A 20,488-nucleotide genomic window follows, 5' to 3' on the forward strand; every position below is an offset into this window, starting at 1 on the left:
GGGCCGGCGCTTCCATGGTCGTCACCTTCTCCACTTCTGTTGCCATCCGAACCGCCAAGGCATCCTGGCGCGCGCTGCGCCGCGTATCGTCACGCGCCCGCGTGTCCTGTCACGGCCTGCCGGCAGCCTGGCCTTAACGCGGCGCTAAGGGTGCTTGTCGATCGCGAAATTGTGAGTCGCGCGGCGCGGTGGCAACCTTCTCGCATCCACAGAACAACGACGCGAGACATGATCGACAAGCTTTACGAAACGGCGCGCGCGGCCGTGGCCGACGTGGCCGACGGTGCCACCGTCGCCATCGGCGGGTTCGGCGGCGCCGGCATGCCGGACGAACTGATCGATGCCCTGATCGAGCAGGGCGCGCGGGATCTCACCGTGGTCAGCAACAACGCCGGCAATGGCGACACGGGCCTCGCCGCGCTGCTGGCGGCGCGCCGCGTGCGCAAGCTGATGTGCTCCTTCCCGCGCCAGCGCGATGCCCATGTGTTCGAGGGCCTGTACCGCGCCGGCGAGATCGAGCTGGAGGTGATCCCGCAAGGCACGCTGGCCGAGCGCCTGCGCGCGGCCGGCTGCGGCATCGGCGGCTTCTACACGCCGACCGGCCACGGCACGCTGCTGGCCGAAGGCAAGGAAGCGCGCCGCATCGGCACGCGCGACTACGTGCTCGAATTTCCCATCGCCGTCGACGTCGCCCTGATCAACGCCGAGGCGGCGGACCGCTGGGGCAACCTGGTCTACCGCAAGACCGCGCGCAACTTCGCGCCGGTGATGGCCATGGCCGCCACCACCACCATCGCCGCGGTCCGGCGCGTGTGCGAGCTGGGCGAACTGGATCCCGAGACCGTCGTCACGCCCGGCATCTTCGTCAAGCGCGTGGTGCTGCGCGACGGCGCGCCGCCGGCCGCGGAGCCGGCCGTGCGCGTGCCGGCCGTCGTGCCAGCCGGCGTGGCCATCAATACTTGGGGGAGGTGAGGCGCATGGACCAAGTGGCAAGAAACCTGCTGGCCGCGCGCGTGGCGCGCGATATCCCCAACGGGGCCTACGTGAACCTCGGCATCGGCCTGCCCACCCTGGTGGCCAACCACCTGCCCAAGCATCGCGAGGTGATCCTGCACAGCGAGAACGGCGTGCTCGGCCAATGGTCGGCGGCCGAGCCCGGGCAGGAAGACTGGGACCTGATCAACGCCGGCAAGGAAGCCATCCGCCTGGAGCGCGGCGCGGCCTTTTTCCACCATGCCGACTCCTTCGGCATGATGCGCGGCGGCCACCTCGACATCTGCGTGCTCGGCGCCTTCCAGGTCTCGGAGCGCGGCGACCTCGCCAACTGGCATACCGGCGCGCCCGATGCCATTCCGGCGGTGGGCGGCGCCATGGACCTGGCCATCGGCGCAAAGCAGGTGTTCGTGATGATGGACCACCTGAGCAAGGACGGCGCCAGCAAGCTGCGCCGCCAGTGCAGCTATCCGCTGACCGGCCTCGCCTGCGTGAGCCGCGTCTACACCGAACTGGGCACCTTCGCCATCGGTCCGCACGGCGTGGCGGTGCTGGAACTCGTCGGCGACATGTCGCCGCAGGCCCTGCAGTCGGTCACCGACGTGGCGCTCGACTTCACGCGCCTGGCATCGCCCGAGTACGCCTGAACGCCCGGACGCATGAATGCCCGGACGCCGGCGTGGCAGCCGCTGCCGCGCCGGCGTTCGGGAGAGTACACAAGACGGGCCGAAAATCAGGCCGCAAGACAGGCCGCAAGACAGGCCGCAAGACAGGCCGCAAAACAGGCCGCAGCAGCGGCTACAAGACAGACAAGACAGACAGGAGACGACAATGATGGATTGGTACAAGTCCGGCACGCCGCAGCAGAAGAAGACCTTCTGGGCCTGCTATTCCGGCTGGGCACTCGATTCCTTCGACATGCAGATGTTCAGCTTCCTGCTGCCCGCGCTGACCGCGGCCTGGGGGCTGGGCAAGGCGGAAGTCGGCGTGCTCGGCACCGTGGCGCTGGTGGTCACCGCCATCGGCGGCTGGGGCGCCGGCATTCTCGCCGACCGCTACGGCCGCGCGCGCATCCTGGTGTTCGCCATCGTCTGGTTCACCTTCTTCGGTGTGCTGGCCGGCTTCGCGCAGAGCTACAACCAGCTGCTGGTGGCGCGCACGCTGCAGGGGCTCGGCTTCGGCGGCGAGTGGGCGGTGGGCGCGGCGCTGATGGCCGAGGTGATCGACCCCCGCCACCGCGGCAAGGCCATGGGCTACGTGCAATCCGGCTTCGCCGTGGGCTGGGCGCTGGCGGTGGTGGTGGCCACCGCGCTGCTGGCCTGGCTGCCGCACGACATGGCGTGGCGCATGGCTTTCTGGTTCGGCGTGATCCCCGCGTCGATCGTGCTCTTCATCCGCCGCCATATCCGCGACTCGGCCATGTTCGAGCGCGCCCGCCGCAGCCGCGCGCCGCGCGCTTCGCTGGCCTCGGTGTTCAACCGCCAGTACGCCCGCTCGCTGATCCTCGCCAGCGTGCTGGTGATCGGCCTGCAGGCCGGCTGCTACGCCATCCTGGTGTGGCTGCCCTCGCTGCTGGCGCAGCGCCAGGTGGCTGCCTCGTCGATGATCGTCACCGTCTTCATCATGGCCTTCGGCTCGTTCTGCGGCTTCGCCGTCGCCGCCGACCTGGCCGACCGCATCGGCCGCCGGCCCACGCTGATCGGCCTGGCGGTGTGCGCCTGGATCGTCACCGCCAGCTACATGCTGCTGCCGCTCAACCCGGTGCTGGCCGCCGTGCTCGGCTTCCTGGTCGGCTTCTCCGCCATCGGCATGTTCGCCGCGCTCGGCCCCTTCCTCAGCGAGCTGTTCCCCACCCATGTGCGCACCACCTGCATGGGCTTCGCCTACAACGTCGGCAAGTCGGTCGGCGCGGGCTCGGTGGTCGGCGTCGGCGTGCTGTCCACCCACATCGGGCTGGCCAATGCCATGGGCGCGTTCTGCCTGGTCGCCTACGCCATCGCCGTGTTCGGCATCCTGCTGCTGCCCGAGACGCGCGGCATCGCCATCGAAGCGATCGGCGCGGCGGAGGACGAGCCGGCCGCGGTGGCCCTCGCCGACGCCGCGCGGGCGCATACTTGAACACCTGAAAGAGACGGCCGGTACGGCGACGCTATGCGATGCCACGCAGCGCTGCCAGGTGCCGGCCCACGGATTCCACCCTGAGGAGACACGATGATCCGCATGCTGTACCTGCTGGTGAAGCCTGAAGGCATGTCCGACGCCACCTTCCGCGCCGAATGCCAGCGCCACTACGACATGTCGCACGGCATTCCCGGCCTGCACCGCTACGAGGTGCGCCTGGTCGCCGAGCAGCCCACCGACACGCACGTGCCGTTCTTCGACATCGGCCACGTGGACGCCATCGGCGAATGCTGGTTCGAGAACGAAGCGGCCTATGCCACCTACCTGGCCTCGGACGTCCGCAAGGCATGGTTCGAGCACGGCAAGACCTTCATCGGCCGGCTCAAGCCGTTCCGCACCGAAACCGTCGGCGGCGACGACACGGCCTGAGCACGGCGGGCGCCGGCCAGGCTTGCCGATATCCACGAGCCCGACGACTGCCTCGACGAAGACGCCAGCCATCGACAACGCCGACCCCATCGACCCCATCGAAACCACCCAGGAGACACCATGCTGTTCCACGTACAGATGGACGTGAAGATTCCCGACACCCTGCCGGCCGAGCAGGCCGACGCCATCAAGGCCGCCGAGAAGGCGCGCGCCATCGAGATCCAGCAGGCCGGCAAGTGGCCGCACCTGTGGCGCGTGGTGGGCCGCTACGCCAACGTCAGCATCTTCGACGTGGAGAGCAACGACGAGCTGCACGCGCTGCTGTCGTCGCTGCCGCTGTTCCCCTACATGACCATCCAGGTCACGCCGCTGGCGCGGCATCCGTCGGCGATCTGAGCGCGGGCGGGCATGGTGCGCCGGGGCGGCGCGCCTGCCAGCTGTCCCGACGCATTGGTGCCTGCGTGGTAATCGGCAGGTGGAAGCACGACGCTGCCATCGGCCGTACTTTGGTGCCTACAATCCGGATTGTGTATCAGGAAAAAACAGCCTATGCTTTGTAAAGTAAAAATACAGGCCATAGACTGTATGCGCGAATTCACGGTCCGCACGCCCGAGCAACTCCCAGCCATGCTCCGAGGCTTCCGCAAGCAAGCCGGCCTGACCCAGGCCGAACTGGCTGCCCGTCTGGGCGTACGCCAGCAGACATTGTCGGGGCTGGAGCGCAACGCGGAAAGCGTCAGCGCCGGGCGCCTGTTGACGCTGCTGTCGGTATTGGGTGTCGAACTCGTGCTTCGGCAAGCGGACGCTGCCGCGCAGGCCGCGCCCCCGCCAACCGATCTTCCTCAGTGGTGACGCCGATGGGGCGCCGCTCTCGCACGCGCAGCCTCGGACTCTGGATGAACGGCGTCTATGTCGGCAACTGGCAGTTCCAGCCGCAACACGGGGACGTACTGCAATATGCGGAGGCCTGGCTTTCGGCGCCCGAAGGGCGTCCGCTGTCCTTGTCGCTGCCGTTCACGCCGGGCAACGCCGCGCATCGGGGTGACGCCGTGCGCGCCTACTTCGAAAACCTGCTGCCCGACAGTCGGGAGATACGCGATCGCATTGCACGGCGTTTCCGCACGGAAACGACCGATGCCTTCGATCTGTTGGCACAAGTCGGGCGCGACTGTGTGGGCGCACTGCAATTGCTGCCGGACGGCATGGCGCCGACAGGCGTCGCCACGATCGATGGGGAACCACTGAACGAAGCGCAGATGGCGAGGGCATTGCGCGGAGCGGTCATGCAGCAGCCGCCAGCCGAGGCCGATGATGGTGAGTTCCGCATATCGATCGCCGGCGCCCAGGAGAAGACTGCTTTCCTGTGGGCGGACGGTCAATGGTTGCGCCCCAGAGGCTCCACGCCCACCAGTCATATCTTCAAGCTCCCCATGGGACTGGTCGGCAATATGCAACTGGACCTGGGCGAATCGGTCGAGAATGAATGGCTGTGCGCACAGATCCTCGCGGCCTATGGCATGCCCGTGGCCGCTTGCCGGCCGCTCATGTTCGAGAACCAGAAGGTGCTCTGTGTCGAACGCTTCGATCGCATGTGGTCGAAGGGAAGCAAGCCCTGGCTCATCCGCCTGCCTCAGGAGGACATGTGCCAGGCCACCGCCACGCCGCCATATCGGAAGTACGAAGCCGATGGTGGCCCGGGGATCGACCGCATCATGCGTCTGCTCGATGGCTCGATGCATCGTGAGGCGGATCGCCTGCGCTTTTTCCAGGCACAGGTTCTGTTCTGGATGCTGTGCGCCCCCGACGGACATGCCAAGAATTTCAGCTTGGCGTTGCGTCCTGGTGGCGCCTACCAGCTGACACCCCTATACGATGTGATGTCGGCCTATCCACTGCTTGGCGAAGGACCAGGGAAACTCTCGCCGCACAAGGTCCGCCTGGCGATGGCGGTCCGTTCCAGCAACGCACATTGGCGAGTACGGGACATCCGGCGGCGGCACTGGCTGGAACTGGGGCGCCGCCACGCCATCGTCACGCCGGAGGGCGGCGACGCGGAGTCCGTGGTCAACGGTCTCGCAGCAAGCACGCCTGCGGTAGTCACCCGCGTGCGCAGCCTGTTGCCAGCGGGGTTCCCTTCGGCACTGGCCGACACCATCCTTGGTGGATTGCAGGCGGCGGCGGACAAGCTTGCGGCCTGAGTCCAGAGCGCGTCTCCGGATACCGTTCCCGCCCATCCCCGAAATGGCGCGCTATGCCAGCGCGTCGTCGAAAGCGGGCCCTCTCCGGCGTCAGCAGCGGCCCGATGTCCGTTTCGTAGACATGGTGCCCGCTGTCGATGAGCAAGCCGGGTCGTCCAACATCGACTCGCCGGTCTTGTGGCCGCATCTGCCTTTCGATGCGATGGCCATGAGGATGCGGGGCTCGAAGCCGTGCACCGCACAGGGCGTCATGTGCATGAAGCAAAGCCAGCCCCGCAGGGCTGGCTTTTTTTCCGGGTGCAATCAATGCACCGCCGGCAGTTCAGTCATGCGCCCCGTCGGTGTACGGGTCGCGCGGATCATTGGTCCTGGCGCTGTCGGCATAGACATCGAACTTGCCGGCCTTCGCGCCATCGGTGTAGGGATCGCGCGCGCCGGTGCGATAGGTGATGCCGGCGCGGTTGTCGGCGGCGCGCGTGCCGTCGTGCAGGCCGGCGGCATTGGCATCGGCGGCGATGGCCGCCAGGGCGGCGATGGCGATCGGGATCAGGATTTTCATGATGCGCTCCAGGTGAGTGGTGATGACTTCCGCGGTGCGCTGCCTCGACCTTGTGGCGGGCATCGCGCCGGGGCATGGCGGCCGCGCCGGTTGCCGCGGGTGTCGCAGCGCGCGGCGGCGGGTGGGCCATGCATCCGTAGGACCGGGCCGGCGGCGGACTTATTCCCTCGGATCGCCGACGGCGTCGCGCAAGGCCTGCGCGAACGCGCGCACGTGCGCCAGCTCGGCGTCGCTGATGGCCCAGAAGTCCATGCCGGCCGCGCACCAGCGCACCATCGCGTAGCCGTCGGCCGAGCGGTTGGCAGGCGTGCAGGCGCCCTCGGCGGCGGGCAGGACATAGAGGTCGATCGGGTGCCGCTGGTCGCGATAGACCAGCACCGCGACACGGCGATGCGCCACGTAGTCCATGCGACCCCCGGCCAGCGGGAAGCCGCGGGTCGCCAGGTCGACCACGGGCGGCGCATAGTCGAGGCGGCCGTTGAACCATGGCTTCACGGTATGCTGGTCCGTCGACACCACGTCGACCGGATGCTGGGACAGCAGCGCGCGCACATGGCTCGCCACGATCTCCTGGCCGAGCCGTTCGTCGTGCCGCGCCGGCACCGGCGCGAGCAGGGCGAACAGCAGCGCGGAGGCGGCAAGCCCGGCCAGGCCGCCGCCTGCCCAGGGCAGCGCGGGGCCGATGGCCGGACGCAGCCATGGCGTCCCGCGCGGCCATTGCTGCAATGGCCGTGATGGCTGCCATTGCGGCCAGCGCAGCCAGCGCAGCCAGCGTGTGCGGCGCGGCTGGCGTGCCGGATCCGCCGGATCCGCCTGATCTGCCTGATGTGGCAGGTCGTCCCGGCGGGCATCGCCGGCCAGCCGCGCCATCACGCGCGCGCGCAAATCCGGCGGCGCGCGATGATAGAGCGAGTCGTCGCGCAACAGTTCATGCAGCAGTCCGTGCAGTGGTTGGTTCAGCCGCTCATGCTGCTGCGCAGGCAGCGGGCGGCCGGTCGGGTCATGGCTCATGATTTGCTCCCATCGGATGGCCGGATGCCGGCGCGCGCGCCAGCGCGGCGCCCTCCGCCTGCGCGGCACGCAGCGCGGCGCAGAGCAGGTGGCGGCCGCGCGACAGCCGCGACATCACGGTGCCGAGCGGAATGCCGGCGATGCCGGCGATATCCCTGTAGCTGAGGTCTTCGAGCTCGCGCAGCACCAGGACCTCGCGGTACTCCACCGGCAGTTGTTCGAGCGCGTGGTGCACCAGGCGGCTCGCCTCCTGGCGCATCACCAGGACCTCGGGATCGCTGCCGATGCCGTCGACCCAGCCCGGCAGGCGCGTGTCGCCGTGCAGGGTGTCGTCGTAAGGCGTGCCGTCGGCGGCATCGCTGCGCCGCCGCCATTCGGTGAACCAGGTATTGCGCACGATGGCGAGCAGCCAGGCGCGCGCGTTGTCGCCGCGGAAGCTGTCGAAGAAGCGGAAGGCGCGCAGGCAGGCTTCCTGCACGATATCGTCCGCCTCGCTGGCGCTGCCGCTCAGCCAGCGCGCCAGGTTGTAGGCGGCATCCAGGTGCGGTAACGCCACCTGCTCGAAGCGGCGGGACTCGTCGGTCAGGGCCACGGCATTCTCCTGTCCCTCATACCTGTCTTACCGGGCGCGGCCGCGCGCTATTCCCGCAGCGGCCGCCACAGCCGGCACCGGCGCGTGCGGGGCGCCGCTTGCGGCGCCCCGCACGATGGACTACGACTCAAGCAGGTAGTCCGGCACCACCTGGGTGAGCCGCAGCACGCCCTGCGGATCGAAGTAGAAATGCATGGTCGCGTACGACACGTTGTCCTCGGCAAAGCGGTAGCTCCATACCTGGCGCTGCATGCGCGGGAAGCGGCTGGTGTCGACCGGCTTGCCGTAGTGGGCCAGCACGTCCTGCATGGTCCACTCGCCGACCTTGGCTTCGCCGGCCTCCGCGCCGCTCAGCATCGGATGCACGCGGATCACGTGCCCGGAGGGGTCGAGGCTGGCGGACCACTTGGTCTGGCTCGGCCCGGGGTAGAGCCAGCGCTGGGAGCCGTCGGGCAGGCGATAGGTTTCGCGCGGCGGTCCGAGCCTGGCCTGCAGCGCGTCGCTGCCGGCGCCGGGCGCCACCGTGCGCCAGGCGGGATCCGCGCAGGCGAACAGCAGCGGCAGGGCGCACAGCGCCAGCCACAGTCCCGCGCGGCGGGGGCGCGGCGCATGGGCGGATCGGGTCAGGGAAGCGGGCTTCATGATGGCACTCCGACGGTCTCAGTCTGGTTGAGGAAGGCCTCCCCCGTGGCCGCGTGAAGGCCCGGCTGCCTGGTGGCGGCGCGGGCGGGCAGCGGCCGCACGCCGGCGCCTGCCGGTGGCCGCTTGCCGCGATAGGCCTCGCGATAGGCCTCGCGATAGGCCTGGAACAGCCGCACCGCCCGGCAGAGCGCCGCGCGCGGATGGCAGTGCCAGTCCCGCACCTGCTCGCTGCGGCTTTCGCCGGACAGGCACCAGGTGCAGAAGTGCTCGCAGTTGTTGCTCAGGAGCCGGTAGTCGTTCTCGTCGAGCCGGGAACGCGCACGCCGCACCACCTCCGGGCCCGGGTAGCCGGGCCGGGGATCGGCGTCGATCCACACGGGCTGGCCGGCGGTGAAGCCGGCCAGGGCCACTTCCTCCACCGGTCCGCGCTGCAGCGCGCCGCCGAATCCCGCGTAATGCACGACCTTGCCGTCTCCCACGTAGATGCCGTGGTGGCAATAGCCGCAGCGCAGCGTGACGAGGTGGGTGCCGGGGGCCGGGGGGAAGTGGGTGTCGGGCATGGTGCGCTCCTCGCGGGTGGAGGTGGCCGGCACCGACGGCGGCATCGCCATGGCGGCGTTGCTGTCCGTGCCGGCACCTGTATGACGCCGGCAGGACGGGATTTATTCGCGCGGCGGTTCAGGCTGGCGGGGCCGCGCCGCCCTCCGCCGCCCTGCGCCGGCCCCGCTCAGCCCAGGTGCTGCACGAACCAGTCCCGCGCCGCCGCGATGGCGCGCCCGGCATGCGTGGTGTAGGGATCGAAGTGCCCGCCCGGCAGCAGGCACAGCCGCTTCGGCTCCAGCGCCCGTTCGTAGGCCGCCAGCGCCAGGTCGGTCGGGGTCACCGTGTCGTGCCCGGCCACCACCATCAGCAGCGGGGTCGGGCTGACGCGGTCGATCCACGCGCCCGGCTCGTACTCGCTGGCCAGCTCGCTGGAGCGCAGCGTGACGCGGTTGTCCCAGCCATCGGCCAGCGTCCAGGCCGCGCTGTAGAAGGCCTGCGCGTCATCGCTGCCGTAGATGCCCGCCTCGCCGTCCTGGTCGATCACGCGCCGGTAGCGCGGCGGCTCGCCGCGGTAGCGCGCCGCGCGGTCCTGCGCGAAGGCCGCGCGCACCGCGTGCAGCTGCGGCCCGGCGCGGCGCAGCAGGCTCTGGTAGCCGCTGATGGTCGGCACCTGCGCCACCACGCAGCGCACGCGGCGGTCGTGCGCGCCCACGGTGATGGCGTGGCCGCCGCTGTAGCTGGAGCCCCACACGCCCACGCGCGCCGGATCCACCTGCGGCAGCGCCATAGCCCAGCTGATGACGTCGCGCAGGTCGTCCACCTGCTGGCGCGGATCGATCTCGCCGCGCAGCGCGCCGCCGCTGCGGCCGAAGTTGCGGTGGTCGTACAGCACCACCGCGAAGCCCGCCTCGGCGAAGGCCGCGGCGAAGCGGTCGAGGTACAGCTCCTTGACCGCCGCGAAGCCGTGGCTCATGACGATCAGCGGGGCCGCTGCCGTGGATGTAGTCGATGCCGCTGCGGTCGCTGCGGCCGGCAGCGCCGGGAGGTAAAGCCAGCCATCCAGCTCGATGCCGTTGGCCGGGATGCGGTGCGATTCACGGGTGGGTCCTGCCATGTCGGCTCCTGCTTGCGTGGGTAGCGAAGGGATGCCGCCGCGCGGCGGGCCCGTGCCGAAGAGGCCGGCCCACGCGGCGAAACGATACCCCGCAGCATAGGCCGCCGCGCCCGCCCCGTCTGCCGCCGGCGCGCCACGAACTTGCGCGGATCAGCCAGCCTGGCGCCGCAGCTCGCGCGGCGAGTACCCGGTCAGCCGCCGGAAGGCCGTGGCGAACGCCCCCGCCGAGCCATAGCCCAGGTCCGCCGCCACGCGCGCCACTGCCTCGCCCTCGCGCAGGCGCGGCATGGCGGCGAACACCCGCGCCTGCTGCCGCCACAAGGCGAAGCTGGTACCGAACTCCGCCTGGAACAAGCGCGACAAGGTGCGCGTCGACGCCCCCACCAGCCGCCCCCACGCCTCCAGGCCACGCTCGTCGCCCGGGTCGTGCAGCAGGCCCAGGCAGATCTTCTGCAGGCGGCCGTCCCTGGGCATGGCAAGCTGCAGCGGGATCGCCGGCGCCAGCGCCAGCTCGTCCAGCAGCAACTGCATCAGATGCGCCTCGCGCCCATCCGCCGGCGTCGCCCGCGTCACCGGCCGCGCCTGCAGCACCAGCTCGCGCAGCAGCGGCGCCACCACCAGGCTGCGCGGCTGCGCCGGCATGCGCGCCGCGCACAAGGCCGGCGCCACGTACACCGTGCGCAACGCCACCGCACCCCGCGCGCGCAAGCGGTGCGGCACGCCGGCCGGCATCCACAAGGCCTGCTGCGGCGAGATCACCCAGAAGCCGTCTGCGCAGCGCAGCTCCATCACGCCGCTCACCGCATGGATCAGCTGCGGCGCCTCATGCCAGTGCTCGGGCATCTCGTGGCCGTCGGGGTAGGCGCGGGCGACCGGCTGGAGCAGGGTGTCGGGGGTGGGGAGGACGGGGAGGTGGGTGGGTGGGGGCATGGTCGGCGGGGCGGATGGGGCGCGACTATCGTCTCATGGCTTGGCAGGGGCTGTCGTGCGTTCAGGGAGCGCTCGGATGCGGTAGAGGGTGCCCTGCCGGGCGTGTCTCGCTCGCACACTGCCGCGGCATCGTCGCCGTGCCGATAGTCCGATGCACCCCCCCGATCAGGAGGGGGCCGATTCCCCTAAAGCCGCACGCCCGGCCACCGATACTAAATGCCGAGCCCACGGCATTCCGCCCGGCATCCCGCCGTACCAGGGCCTAGCCAAAGACCTGCCATGGCCACCTCTTCCCTCTGGCCCGAGCTCGAGAACGACATCCTCGCGCGCATGCCCTCCGCGGCCGAGCAGCCGATCGCCTCGGGCGAGCTGATCGACCGCGTCCAGCAGCTGCATCCGCGCCAGCCGCCCAGCCGCGACACCATCCGCCGCGCGCTGGAGCAACTGGAGCTGGAGGGCTATGTCGGCAAATCCGGCGAGGCACGTGCCCGCAAGTGGTGGAAGACCGGCAAGCCGCGCGCCGCGAACGGTGTGGCGCGGCGCCCGCCGCTCGAGCTGGCGATCGCGCTGCTGACCTTGCAGCGCCACGCGCCCAATCACCTGCCCAGCCATGTGACCGGCCTGCTCACCGAGTACTTCACCGGCGCCGAGAAGGTGCTGCAGGAGAGCCCGGTCGATCCCACCCTGGTCGACGCGCGCGCCTGGGCCACCAAGACGGTGCGCATCGATGCCGGCTATCCCTTCGTCTCGCCGCCCGTCGAGAGCGGGATCCTGAACGAGATCCGCCGCGCCCTGTACGCGACCAAGGTGCTGTCGGTGTCCTACCGCAACTCGCGGCTGGAGACCGCGGCGCCGGCTTCGTACGAGGTGGTGCCGCTGGCGCTGGTCGAACGCGGCCCGGTGCTCTACGTGGTGGCGAGCCGGCGCAGCAGCAGCACCGGCGCCTTCCGCCGCTACCAGCTGCGCCTGGACCGTTTCGTCGACGCCACCTGCACGGATGTGCCCGGCGAGCCCGATCCCGCCTTCGACCTGGACGCCTACGTGCGCCACAACCAGTTCTTCTCCTTCTTTCCGCAGGAGCCGATCCGCATCGCGCTGCGCGTGCGCGAGGACGTTGGCCTGCGCGACCGCTTCCGCGAGCAGCGTCTGTCCGACGACCAGTGCATCGAGGAAGAGGCCGGCGGCTTCCGCCTGAGCGCGACCGTGATCCCCTCGGTGGAACTGCGCAACCTGCTGATGGAGCGCGCCGCGCGGGTCGAGGTGCTGGCCCCGGCCGAGCTGCGCGCGGAAATCGCGCAGGGCCTGCGGCAGGCCTGCCGCTACTATGACGACCTGCCGGCGCAGCCGTGAAGCGCGCGCGGCCACCCCGCTCAGAACGGTGCCAAGGGGGTGGCGGGCCAGGGATAGACCACGGTGAACTCGGCCGACAGGTCGAGCGAGCCGGTCTGGCGCCGATGCAGGCGCAGGCGTTCCCGCATCTGCGGGCGGAAGGTCTCGACCAGGTCCACCACATGCGTCTGCGCGGCCACCAGCACGCGGCGCGGCGCGGCGTAGGCGCGCTCGCAGGCGGTCCACAGCACCTCCATGGTGCGCTTGGCCAGCGCGTCGCGGTCGGTGCCCTGTTCCCGCGTCAGCACGCACAAGGCATTGGTGGCGGCCAGTTCCTCCAGGCCCACGGGCAGGCCGGGCTCGGCCGACAGCATCGGCTCGATCGCCGTGCGCGCCAGGATGTTCAGCGCCGTGGCCAGGCTGCGCTCGCCCGCCAGCACCCAGCAGCCGACCCGGTCGAGCGGCAGGTGCTGGGTCGAGCCCAGCACCAGGGCGATCTCGACAGTGCGGCGCTGGCGCGCCTTGCGCATGGCGTCCACCGGGCCCATCGCATTCCAGCGCGCACCGCCGAACACGCCGCTCAGGCGCGTGGCATCCACCAGGTGGATGACGATATCGGGCCGGCGCGCCGCGCGCTCCTCGACGCCCCATTGCAGCCGGCCGTCGAGCGAGTCCAGGTCCGGCAGCAGGCCGGCGGCCTCGGCCTCGGAGAAGCCCCAGCGGCGCAGCAGGATGCGCTGCGCGACGGCTTGCGGTTGGACGTTGTGTACGGTGAGATGGGCATCGATGCGCGACATAGACGGATTGGCTCTCCCTCGGATTGGATGAGGCCAGTGTGGCGCGGCATCTGCGCAAGGCGTGCGCAGATATCTGCGCAGAATGCAGGGCAGGCGGGAGAGGGCGGACAGGTACCGCCAGGCACTACCGAGGGCGCTAGCGAGGGCACTAGCGAGGGCACTACCGAGGACACCAGCGGGCGCATGCCGGTGACGCTGCCGGAGCGCCGGTCCATGCCGCCGGTACAGAAGACGCAGCCAACGCAGCCAACGCAGCCAACGCGGAACATGCCGGCCACGCCATCGCGCGGGGCCGGCCAGGAGGACAGCTTGTGAACACCAGACCACGGCACACCATCGTCACGCAAGGGCGCCTCGCCCTGCGCGGGCAGCGCCTGCGCGCCGCGCGGACGCGCGCACAGGGCGTGCAGATCGTCGATATCGAACAGCTCGCCGCGCGCCTGGCCGGCGGCTTCATCGCGCCGCTGGACGACGACACCCTGCGCGCCGCCATCCAGGCCGTGCTGCCCGGCACGCCGCTCGGCGAACTCGATGCCATCAAGGACCTGCCCGGCATGGTCGGCGCCGCCGCCGACACACTGCGCAAGGCCTGGCGCGCCGGCATCGACCTGCAGGCGCGCGCCGGCGACCACGCGCGGCTGGCGGCCATGGCCGCCCTGGAGCGCGCCGTGCTGGCCCAGCTGCCGCCGGGCATGCTCCATCCGCCCGCGCTGGCCGCCGCCGCCCAGGCGCGCCTGGCGCACGCCCCCGCGCTGCTCGGCCGCGTCGACGTCGACGGCCTGGCCGACCTGCCGCCCTGCTGGCGCCCGCTGCTGCTGGCGCTGGCCGCCGTGCTGCCGCTGCGCTGGCTGGCCGGGCCGCGCCCTGTGCCGGCATGGCTCGACGGCAGCGCGGTGGCGGTCGAGCGCAGCGCGCCCTGCGCGCCGGCGCGCAGCGTGGTCAGCGCCGCCACCGCGCAGCACGAGGCCATCGAAGCGATGCGCTGGGCGCGCGCGCTGCTGGCATCCGGGCAGGCGCGCCCGGAGGAGATCGCCATCGCCGCGGTGACGCCGGCCGACTATGACGACCACTTCCTCGCGCTGCGCTCCGACAGCGGGCTCGACCTGCACTTCGTGCATGGCGTGACGGTTGCCGCCAGCCGCGACGGCCAGGCCGCCGCCGCGCTGGCCGACGTCCTGCTGCGCGGCCTGAGCCAGGCGCGCCTGCGCCGCCTCGCCACCCTGTGCGCCGGTGGCGCGGGCCTGCTGGGCCAACTGCCCGAGAACTGGACGCGGGCGCTGCCGGCCGACGCGCCGCTCAGCAGCGCCGCCGCCTGGACGCGGCTGCTGGACCGCCTCGGCGCCACCGGCACCACCGACGCCACCGGCACCACCGGCACCACCGAGTGGCCGGAGGCCAAGGCACTCGACGCCACGCTGCGCGCCGTGGTGGCGCTGCTGTCGCGCGGCCATGACGGTGCGGCCGAGGCCGGCGAGGCGCTGCTCGGCGGGCGCGCGCTCGCCGTCTGGCGCCGCGCCCTGCTGGCCGGTCCGGCGGCAGCGCTCGACGTCACGCTGGCCGGGCTCAAGCAGGACGACGGCCTGGAGGCCTGCGTGTGCGCGGCCTGGATGCCCGCCAGCGCGCTGGCGTCGGCGCCGCGCCGCTTCGTGCGGCTGCTCGGCCTCAACTCCTCGCACTGGCCGCGCGGCCGCGCGGAAGACCGCCTGCTGTCCGATCACATCGTGCCGGCGGCCGAGCTCGATCCGCTGCCCGTCGCCGCCGCCGACCGGCGCGACTTCGGCATCATCCTCGCCACCACCGAGGGCGAGGTGGTGCTGTCGCGCGCACGCCGCGACGGCGAGGGGCGCCTGCTGGGCCGCAGCCCGCTGCTGCACGGCCAGCCCGACGAAACCTATCTGCGCCGCAACGCGGCACCGGCACAGGCCTGCAGCGAGGGCGACCGCCTGCTGGCCCGCCCCGACGAATTCGCGCGGCTGCCGCAGGCCGAGGCCGCGCAGCGCTGCTGGCTCGACTGGCAGCGCACCGAGCTCACGCCGCACGACGGCCTGGTGCGCGCCGGCCATCCCGCGCTGGCCGCCGTGCTGGCGCGCCCGCAGTCGGCCAGCTCGCTCAGCCGCTTGCTGCGCAATCCGCTCGGCTACCTGTGGCAGTACGGCCTGGGCTGGCGCGCGCCGGAAGACGGCACGGAGCGGCTCACGCTCGATCCGCCCAGCCTGGGCAACCTGGTCCACCTGACACTGGACCTGGCCCTGCAGGCGCTGGAGGCACAGGGAACGCAGGGAACGCAGGGAACGGAGGAAGGGGGGCTGGCTGCCGCCAGCCCGCAGCGCATCGCCGCCGCCGTGCAGGCGGCCGCGGCCGAGGCCGCGCGGCAATGGGAGGCCGGCGAGGCCGTGCCGCCGGCGCTGATCTGGCGCCGCACCCTGGAAGACGTGCGCGCCATCAGCACCACCGCGCTGGCCGCCAGCCAGGGGCGGCTGCCCGCCGCGCGCGCCTTCGGTGAAGTCCCCTTCGGCGGCATGGCGCCCAAGACCGGCAGCGCCGTGCCCTGGGACCACCAGGCCAGCGTCGAGATCCCCGGCACCGGCCTGCGCATCCGCGGCTATATCGACCGCCTCGATATCTCCGGCGACGGCCGCCGCGCGCTGGTGCTCGACTACAAGACCGGCGCCGTCCCGGACACCGGCAGCGAGGGCAAGGAGAAGCCCTTCGTGCTCAACGGCGGCAAGGAACTGCAGCGCTGCCTGTACGCCTTCGCCGTGCGGGCCCTGCTGGGCGACGGCGTCGAGATCAGCGCCGCGCTGCTCTACCCGCGCGACGGCGTCGAGCTGGTGCTGGACGATCCGCAGGGCACGCTGGATACCGTGGTGGCCAGCCTGCGGGCCGCGCGCGACGCGCTGCTGGGCGGTGCCACCGTGATCGGCATCGACAGCGGCAGCGACTACGACGACCTGGGCTTCGCCCTGCCGGCCAATGCCAAGGCCGGCTACCTGCGGCGCAAGCTCGCCGCCGCCACCGCACGCCTGGGCGACGCCGCCCGCATCTGGGAAGCCGCATGATGATCACCGCCACGCCTGTCCTCCTCGACCAAGCCGCCCGCAGCACCGCCATCGCCGCGCATGAGCGCTCCCTGCTGGTGGAAGCCGGCGCGGGCTCCGGCAAGACTGCCGTGATGGCCGGCCGCATCGCGCTGCTGCTGGCGCGGGGCATCGCGCCCGCGCACATCGCCGCGGTGACCTTCACCGAGCTGGCGGCCAGCGAATTGCTGATCCGCGTGCGCGAGTTCGTCGCCGCGCTGGCCTCGGGCCAGGTGCCGGCCGAGATGCGCGCCGCGCTGCCCGCCGGTCCGGATGCCCGCCAGCTCGAACACCTGCAGGCCGCCAGCCACGCCATCGACGAGATGACGTGCTCCACCATCCACGGCTTCTGCCAGCGCCTGATCCGGCCCTATCCGGTGGAGGCCGGCATCGACCCCGGCGCCACGCTGATGGACCGCGACCAGGCCGACCTGGTCTACCGCGAACTGGCCGACGCCTGGCTGCGCGCGGCCCTCGCCGATGCCGGCGCAGCGGGAGCGGCCGACCCGCATGGCGGCAGCCTGCTCGCCCAGCTGGCCTGGCGCGAGCCGGCGGCCACCGTGGCGCTGGCCGGCAAGGTGCTGGACCTGCTGCGCCAGCATCGCCAGGCCGGCGTGCGCGCGCCCGAGGCACTGGCGCCGCGGCTGGCGGCCTTCCGCGCCGCGGTGCAGGACTTCCAGGCCTTGCTGGCCGAGTGCGCAACGGTGGACGAAGCCGAGACCGCCGCCATCGTCGCGGGGTTTGCCGGGATGGCGCAGGCCATTCCCGCGCGCTGGGAAGGACACGGCAACGAGCACGCCGCCCAGCAACTGGCCGCGCTGGTGCTCACGCGGCCCGCCGCCGTGCTGCTGACGGCCAGCGGCGGCTTTGCCGCCTACAAGAAGAAGGGCAAGTGGAGCGCCGCCGCGCGCGCCGCCGGCCTGCGTGCCGCCGACGGCGAGGCCATGGCCCAGCGTGCCACCGCCTGCTATGCTGCCTGCCGCGATGCCTGGCTGGCGCTGCAGCAGCACACCGCCTCGTGGGTGCTGGCCGGCCTGGTCGAGGCCCTGCGCCCGGTCGCCGACCAGTTCCGCGACTACAAGCGCCAGGCCGGCCTGCTCGACTTCGATGACCTGATCCACGCCGCGCGCGACCTGCTGCGCGACCACGAGCCGGTGCGCCGCGCGCTGGCCGGGCGCTTCACCCACGTGCTGGTCGACGAGTTCCAGGACACCGACCCGTTGCAGTCCGAGATCTTCTGGCGCCTGTGCGGCGAGCCCGTCGCCGGTGGCGATGGCGGCGAGATCGGCGGTGACGGTGGCGACGGCGGCGACGGCGGCGACGGCGGCGATGGCGGCGATGGCGGCGCGGACTGGCGCGCCTACCGCATCCGCCCGGGCGCGCTGTTCCTGGTGGGCGATCCCAAGCAGGCCATCTACCGCTTCCGCGGCGCCGACGTGGCCACCTATGTGGAGGCGCGCACGGCCTTCGCGCGCCAGGACGGCGACAGCGTGCTCGCCATCGCCACCAACTTCCGCTCGCGCGCCACCATCCTCGACTGGGTCAACGCGCGCTTCGCCGACCTGCTGTCCGAGGCGCAGGGCCAGCCCGGCTTCACCGCCCTGCAGCCCTTCCATGCCGATGCCGGCGAGCGGCCCTGCGTGGCCGCGCTGGACGTGGCGGCCGCCGACGAGGACGGCGCCGCCAGCGCCGAGCAACAGCGCGACGCCGAGGCCGAAGCCGTGGCCGAGCTGTGCGCCCGCCTGATCGGCAGCGAGCCCGTCATCGACCGCCGCAGCGGCCAGGCCCGCCCCTGCCGCCCCGGCGACATCGCCCTGCTGGCCCCCACCGGCAGCGAACTGTGGCGCTACGAAGAAGCGCTGGAGCGGCGCGGCGTGCCGGTCGCCACGCAGGCCGGCAAGGGCCTGTACCGGCGCCAGGAGATCCAGGACCTGATCGCCGTCACGCGCGTGCTGGCCGACCCGCGCGACACGCTCGCGCTGGGCGCGCTGCTGCGCGGGCCGCTGGTCGGCCTGAGCGAGGAAGAGCTGCTCGATATCGTGTGGGCGCTGCCGCGCACCGACGAGGAGATCGCCGCCGGCAAGCTGGCCGCGCTCACCCTCCACCTCGAGGCGCAGGCCATCGTCCATCCGCTCGCGCGCCACATCGTCGAGACCCTGCAGGCGCTGCGCCGCCGCGCCAACGCCACCACGCCGCACGCGCTGATCGCGCAGGCGGTCGAGGCGCTGCGCGTGCGCCCGCTGCTGCTGCAGCGCCACCGCGGCCAGGCCGAGCGCGCGCTGGCCAACGTCGACCTCTACCTCAATCTCTGCCGCGCCTACGCGGTGCGCGGCCTGCGCGCGCTGGCCCAGGCCATGACCGCCGCCTGGAGCGACGAAGCGCGCGCCCCGGAAGGCCGCCCCGACGCGCAGGAAGAGGCGGTGGCGCTCTACACCATGCACGCCGCCAAGGGCCTCGAATGGCCGGTGGTGGTGCCGATCAACACCATGACCCAGGTGAAGGCGGCCGACAGCACCGTGGTGGAGCGCCACACCGGCCATCTCTTCTGCCCGGTCTTCGGCACCGACCCGGTCGGCCTGGAAGCCGCGCGCCAGGCCGAGCAGGACGAGCTGCAGCGCGAGCGCCTGCGCCTCTGGTACGTGGCCGCCACCCGCGCGCGCGAACTGCTGGTGCTGCCGCGCCTGGACGTGCCGCCGCCGCGCAGCAACGCCTGGATCGCGCTGCCGCAGTTCCCGCTGCAGGCACTGCCCGCGCTCGACCTGTCCCACCTGCCTGCCGACCCCGGCGCTGGCGGCCTCGGCACCGCCGAAGCCGCCAGCGCGCAGACGCCCGAGGTCTTCGCGCAGCAGGCCGAAGCCATCGCCGCCGGCCGGCGCCGGCTCACCTGGGTGGCGCCCAGCCGCGACGAAGGCGCCGGCACGCCGCTGCTGCGCCCGGTCGACACGGAGCGCATCGCCAGCAGCCTCGACGACGCGCCGTCCGCCGCCGCGTCCGATTGCGCGCAGGCGACGGCACAGGCGATGGCACAGGACGAGCGGCAAGAGGCCAAGGTGCAAGAGGCCAGGGTGCAGGGCGGCCGCGAGCGCGGCCTGCTGATCCACAAGCTGCTCGAAGAAGTGCTGAACGGCGAAACCGCCGACGTCCCCGACACGCTCGCCGCGCGCGCCGCCGAACTGATCGGCATGCTGGGCCTGCCGCCGTGCGCCGACCCCGCCCGGGGTCCGGCCGCCGTGGAGATCGCCGCCAGCGTCGCCCGCACCCTGGCCCTGCCCGAGATCGCCGCGCTGCGGTCCGCGCTGGTACCCGAGTACACGCTGTACGCGGCCACCGCCTGGGACGACCAGGAAGAAGCCACCGCCGGCATCGCCGACGCCATCGCCTTCGGCGACGACGGCCGCCCGCAGGTGGTCATCGACTGGAAGAGCGACGTCGATCCCGCGCCGCAGACCGTCGAGCACTATCGCGCGCAGGTGCGGCAGTACCTGGCCATGAGCGGGGCGCGGCGGGGGCTCATCGTGATGGTGACGTCGGGACGGGTGATCGAGGTGGAGAGCTTCCGCGCATGACAAGCACACCACGCCAGAGCGCCAGCAGGAGAACACCATGCCCCAACTGATCGAACACATCGACGCCATCGCCCGCCGCAAGCAGCGTGACGTCCTCTATCTCTCCTTCTTCGACGACGACGCCGACTGGCGCCGGCCGGGCAACTGGCGGGCCAACCCCACGCGCGCCCAGGTCATCGACTGGCTGGACGCCAACGGCGTCGGCTGGTGCGAGTGCGGCGAGATCGCCAGCGAAACCGCCATGCGCAGCTATGGCGGCACGCTCTATCTCGACGTGCCCTTCGATCTCGCCGACCCGGCCTACCAGGCGCTGGCCGCCTTCCTCGAGCATCCCGACGGCACGCTGCGCCTGCCCGGCATGAAGTTCTGGGCGGTATCGCTCGAAGTGGCGATGCGCAATGCACATCATGACGAGCCGGGGTTCTGGGAGGCGTGGGCGGAGCGGTTCTGAGGGAGGTCGGACGGGGTGATGCGTTTGCCTGCATCGGGATCGCAGCGAGACATCGCAGCGATCGCCGGGTGGGTTGTTCCGGGCCTGGCAAGGCCGATTTTCCAAGAGGAGACAAGACGATGAGTCAATGCCGATT

19 protein-coding genes are annotated in these 20,488 nt (G+C 71.8%); 11 read left to right on the top strand and 8 right to left on the bottom strand.

The genetic code is table 11. From position 1 onward, the window contains the following. Positions 1-228 precede the first annotated feature (228 nt). From BKK81_RS02210 to BKK81_RS02240, 7 genes are all read left to right on the top strand, one after another. A complete protein-coding gene (locus tag BKK81_RS02210; RefSeq protein ID WP_071010569.1) occupies positions 229-972 on the top strand; it encodes a 3-oxoacid CoA-transferase subunit A in 744 nt (247 codons plus the stop codon). A gap of 5 nt (positions 973-977) precedes the next feature. Next, the gene (locus BKK81_RS02215; RefSeq protein WP_071010570.1) at positions 978-1,640 is read left to right on the top strand and encodes a 3-oxoacid CoA-transferase subunit B; all 663 of its coding nucleotides are present in this window, start codon (positions 978-980) and stop codon (positions 1,638-1,640) included. A 184-nt stretch (positions 1,641-1,824) separates the two neighbouring features. Continuing rightward, complete coding sequence (locus tag BKK81_RS02220) at positions 1,825-3,111, top strand: MFS transporter (protein WP_071010571.1); 1,287 nt, start codon at positions 1,825-1,827, stop codon at positions 3,109-3,111. A 93-nt stretch (positions 3,112-3,204) separates the two neighbouring features. After that, positions 3,205-3,543 (top strand): 4-methylmuconolactone methylisomerase, encoded by a 339-nt coding sequence (locus BKK81_RS02225; protein WP_071010572.1) that lies wholly within the window; start codon positions 3,205-3,207, stop codon positions 3,541-3,543. 120 nt (positions 3,544-3,663) lie between these two features. Continuing rightward, positions 3,664-3,939, top strand: coding sequence for a muconolactone Delta-isomerase (gene catC / locus BKK81_RS02230; RefSeq protein ID WP_071010573.1), 276 nt, complete (start codon positions 3,664-3,666; stop codon positions 3,937-3,939). Between the two features lie 189 nt (positions 3,940-4,128). Continuing rightward, positions 4,129-4,395, top strand: coding sequence for a helix-turn-helix domain-containing protein (locus tag BKK81_RS02235; RefSeq protein WP_071015926.1), 267 nt, complete (start codon positions 4,129-4,131; stop codon positions 4,393-4,395). Between the two features lie 5 nt (positions 4,396-4,400). Next, positions 4,401-5,741 carry a type II toxin-antitoxin system HipA family toxin gene (locus BKK81_RS02240; RefSeq protein ID WP_071010574.1) on the top strand — a complete coding sequence of 447 codons (1,341 nt, stop codon included), beginning with the start codon at positions 4,401-4,403 and terminating at the stop codon, positions 5,739-5,741. 322 nt (positions 5,742-6,063) lie between these two features. Here BKK81_RS02240 and BKK81_RS02245 read toward each other — a convergent pair whose 3' ends face one another. From BKK81_RS02245 to BKK81_RS02275, 7 genes are all read right to left on the bottom strand, one after another. Beyond that, positions 6,064-6,300 carry a hypothetical protein gene (locus tag BKK81_RS02245; RefSeq protein WP_071010575.1) on the bottom strand — a complete coding sequence of 79 codons (237 nt, stop codon included), beginning with the start codon at positions 6,298-6,300 and terminating at the stop codon, positions 6,064-6,066. A 159-nt stretch (positions 6,301-6,459) separates the two neighbouring features. Then, positions 6,460-7,311: an anti-sigma factor gene (locus BKK81_RS02250; RefSeq protein ID WP_231907963.1), complete on the bottom strand. Its 852-nt coding sequence runs from the start codon at positions 7,309-7,311 to the stop codon at positions 6,460-6,462. Beyond that, the gene (locus tag BKK81_RS02255; protein ID WP_071010576.1) at positions 7,301-7,903 is read right to left on the bottom strand and encodes an RNA polymerase sigma factor; all 603 of its coding nucleotides are present in this window, start codon (positions 7,901-7,903) and stop codon (positions 7,301-7,303) included. Before BKK81_RS02255 ends, BKK81_RS02250 begins: the two co-directional genes overlap by 11 nt. Before the next feature lie 120 nt (positions 7,904-8,023). After that, positions 8,024-8,545 (bottom strand): dethiobiotin synthetase, encoded by a 522-nt coding sequence (locus BKK81_RS02260; protein WP_083383881.1) that lies wholly within the window; start codon positions 8,543-8,545, stop codon positions 8,024-8,026. Continuing rightward, a complete protein-coding gene (locus BKK81_RS02265) occupies positions 8,542-9,105 on the bottom strand; it encodes a lecithin retinol acyltransferase family protein (RefSeq protein ID WP_231908013.1) in 564 nt (187 codons plus the stop codon). The genes BKK81_RS02260 and BKK81_RS02265 overlap by 4 nt, the downstream gene beginning before the upstream one ends. Before the next feature lie 167 nt (positions 9,106-9,272). After that, positions 9,273-10,202: an alpha/beta hydrolase gene (locus tag BKK81_RS02270; protein ID WP_071010577.1), complete on the bottom strand. Its 930-nt coding sequence runs from the start codon at positions 10,200-10,202 to the stop codon at positions 9,273-9,275. 150 nt (positions 10,203-10,352) lie between these two features. Beyond that, a complete protein-coding gene (locus BKK81_RS02275) occupies positions 10,353-11,132 on the bottom strand; it encodes an AraC family transcriptional regulator (RefSeq protein WP_071010578.1) in 780 nt (259 codons plus the stop codon). 279 nt (positions 11,133-11,411) lie between these two features. Here BKK81_RS02275 and BKK81_RS02280 point away from each other — a divergent pair, with 279 nt between their 5' ends. Continuing rightward, positions 11,412-12,482, top strand: coding sequence for a helix-turn-helix transcriptional regulator (locus BKK81_RS02280; protein ID WP_071010579.1), 1,071 nt, complete (start codon positions 11,412-11,414; stop codon positions 12,480-12,482). 20 nt (positions 12,483-12,502) lie between these two features. Here BKK81_RS02280 and BKK81_RS02285 read toward each other — a convergent pair whose 3' ends face one another. Then, positions 12,503-13,258 (bottom strand): hypothetical protein, encoded by a 756-nt coding sequence (locus BKK81_RS02285; RefSeq protein WP_071010580.1) that lies wholly within the window; start codon positions 13,256-13,258, stop codon positions 12,503-12,505. Positions 13,259-13,569: 311 nt separating this feature from the next. Between BKK81_RS02285 and BKK81_RS02290 the strand changes: the two genes are divergently transcribed. The 3 genes from BKK81_RS02290 to BKK81_RS02300 are packed head-to-tail and all read left to right on the top strand — an operon-like array spanning position 13,570 to position 20,352. After that, on the top strand, positions 13,570-16,317 hold the full coding sequence (locus tag BKK81_RS02290; RefSeq protein ID WP_197523943.1) for a PD-(D/E)XK nuclease family protein: 2,748 nt from the start codon (positions 13,570-13,572) through the stop codon (positions 16,315-16,317). After that, positions 16,314-19,901, top strand: a complete 3,588-nt coding sequence (locus BKK81_RS02295) for a UvrD-helicase domain-containing protein (RefSeq protein ID WP_197523944.1) — start codon at positions 16,314-16,316, stop codon at positions 19,899-19,901. Before BKK81_RS02290 ends, BKK81_RS02295 begins: the two co-directional genes overlap by 4 nt. A 37-nt stretch (positions 19,902-19,938) precedes the next feature. After that, positions 19,939-20,352, top strand: coding sequence for a hypothetical protein (locus BKK81_RS02300; RefSeq protein WP_071010581.1), 414 nt, complete (start codon positions 19,939-19,941; stop codon positions 20,350-20,352). Positions 20,353-20,488 lie beyond the last annotated feature (136 nt).

Source organism: Cupriavidus sp. USMAHM13 (assembly GCF_001854285.1).
Classification (GTDB): Bacteria; Pseudomonadota; Gammaproteobacteria; order Burkholderiales; family Burkholderiaceae; genus Cupriavidus; species Cupriavidus malaysiensis.

Bases quoted from the DNA above. Each gene is read 5' to 3' on its own strand.
- BKK81_RS02210 (WP_071010569.1), top strand. From the start codon at position 229: ATGATCGACAAGCTTTACGAAACGGCGCGCGCGGCCGTGGCCGACGTG.
- BKK81_RS02215 (WP_071010570.1), top strand. From the start codon at position 978: ATGGACCAAGTGGCAAGAAACCTGCTGGCCGCGCGCGTGGCGCGCGAT.
- BKK81_RS02220 (WP_071010571.1), top strand. From the start codon at position 1,825: ATGATGGATTGGTACAAGTCCGGCACGCCGCAGCAGAAGAAGACCTTC.
- BKK81_RS02225 (WP_071010572.1), top strand. From the start codon at position 3,205: ATGATCCGCATGCTGTACCTGCTGGTGAAGCCTGAAGGCATGTCCGAC.
- catC (WP_071010573.1), top strand. From the start codon at position 3,664: ATGCTGTTCCACGTACAGATGGACGTGAAGATTCCCGACACCCTGCCG.
- BKK81_RS02235 (WP_071015926.1), top strand. From the start codon at position 4,129: ATGCGCGAATTCACGGTCCGCACGCCCGAGCAACTCCCAGCCATGCTC.
- BKK81_RS02240 (WP_071010574.1), top strand. From the start codon at position 4,401: ATGGGGCGCCGCTCTCGCACGCGCAGCCTCGGACTCTGGATGAACGGC.
- BKK81_RS02245 (WP_071010575.1), bottom strand. From the start codon at position 6,300: ATGAAAATCCTGATCCCGATCGCCATCGCCGCCCTGGCGGCCATCGCC.
- BKK81_RS02250 (WP_231907963.1), bottom strand. From the start codon at position 7,311: ATGAGCCATGACCCGACCGGCCGCCCGCTGCCTGCGCAGCAGCATGAG.
- BKK81_RS02260 (WP_083383881.1), bottom strand. From the start codon at position 8,545: ATGAAGCCCGCTTCCCTGACCCGATCCGCCCATGCGCCGCGCCCCCGC.
- BKK81_RS02265 (WP_231908013.1), bottom strand. From the start codon at position 9,105: ATGCCCGACACCCACTTCCCCCCGGCCCCCGGCACCCACCTCGTCACG.
- BKK81_RS02270 (WP_071010577.1), bottom strand. From the start codon at position 10,202: ATGGCAGGACCCACCCGTGAATCGCACCGCATCCCGGCCAACGGCATC.
- BKK81_RS02275 (WP_071010578.1), bottom strand. From the start codon at position 11,132: ATGCCCCCACCCACCCACCTCCCCGTCCTCCCCACCCCCGACACCCTG.
- BKK81_RS02280 (WP_071010579.1), top strand. From the start codon at position 11,412: ATGGCCACCTCTTCCCTCTGGCCCGAGCTCGAGAACGACATCCTCGCG.
- BKK81_RS02285 (WP_071010580.1), bottom strand. From the start codon at position 13,258: ATGTCGCGCATCGATGCCCATCTCACCGTACACAACGTCCAACCGCAA.
- BKK81_RS02295 (WP_197523944.1), top strand. From the start codon at position 16,314: ATGATGATCACCGCCACGCCTGTCCTCCTCGACCAAGCCGCCCGCAGC.
- BKK81_RS02300 (WP_071010581.1), top strand. From the start codon at position 19,939: ATGCCCCAACTGATCGAACACATCGACGCCATCGCCCGCCGCAAGCAG.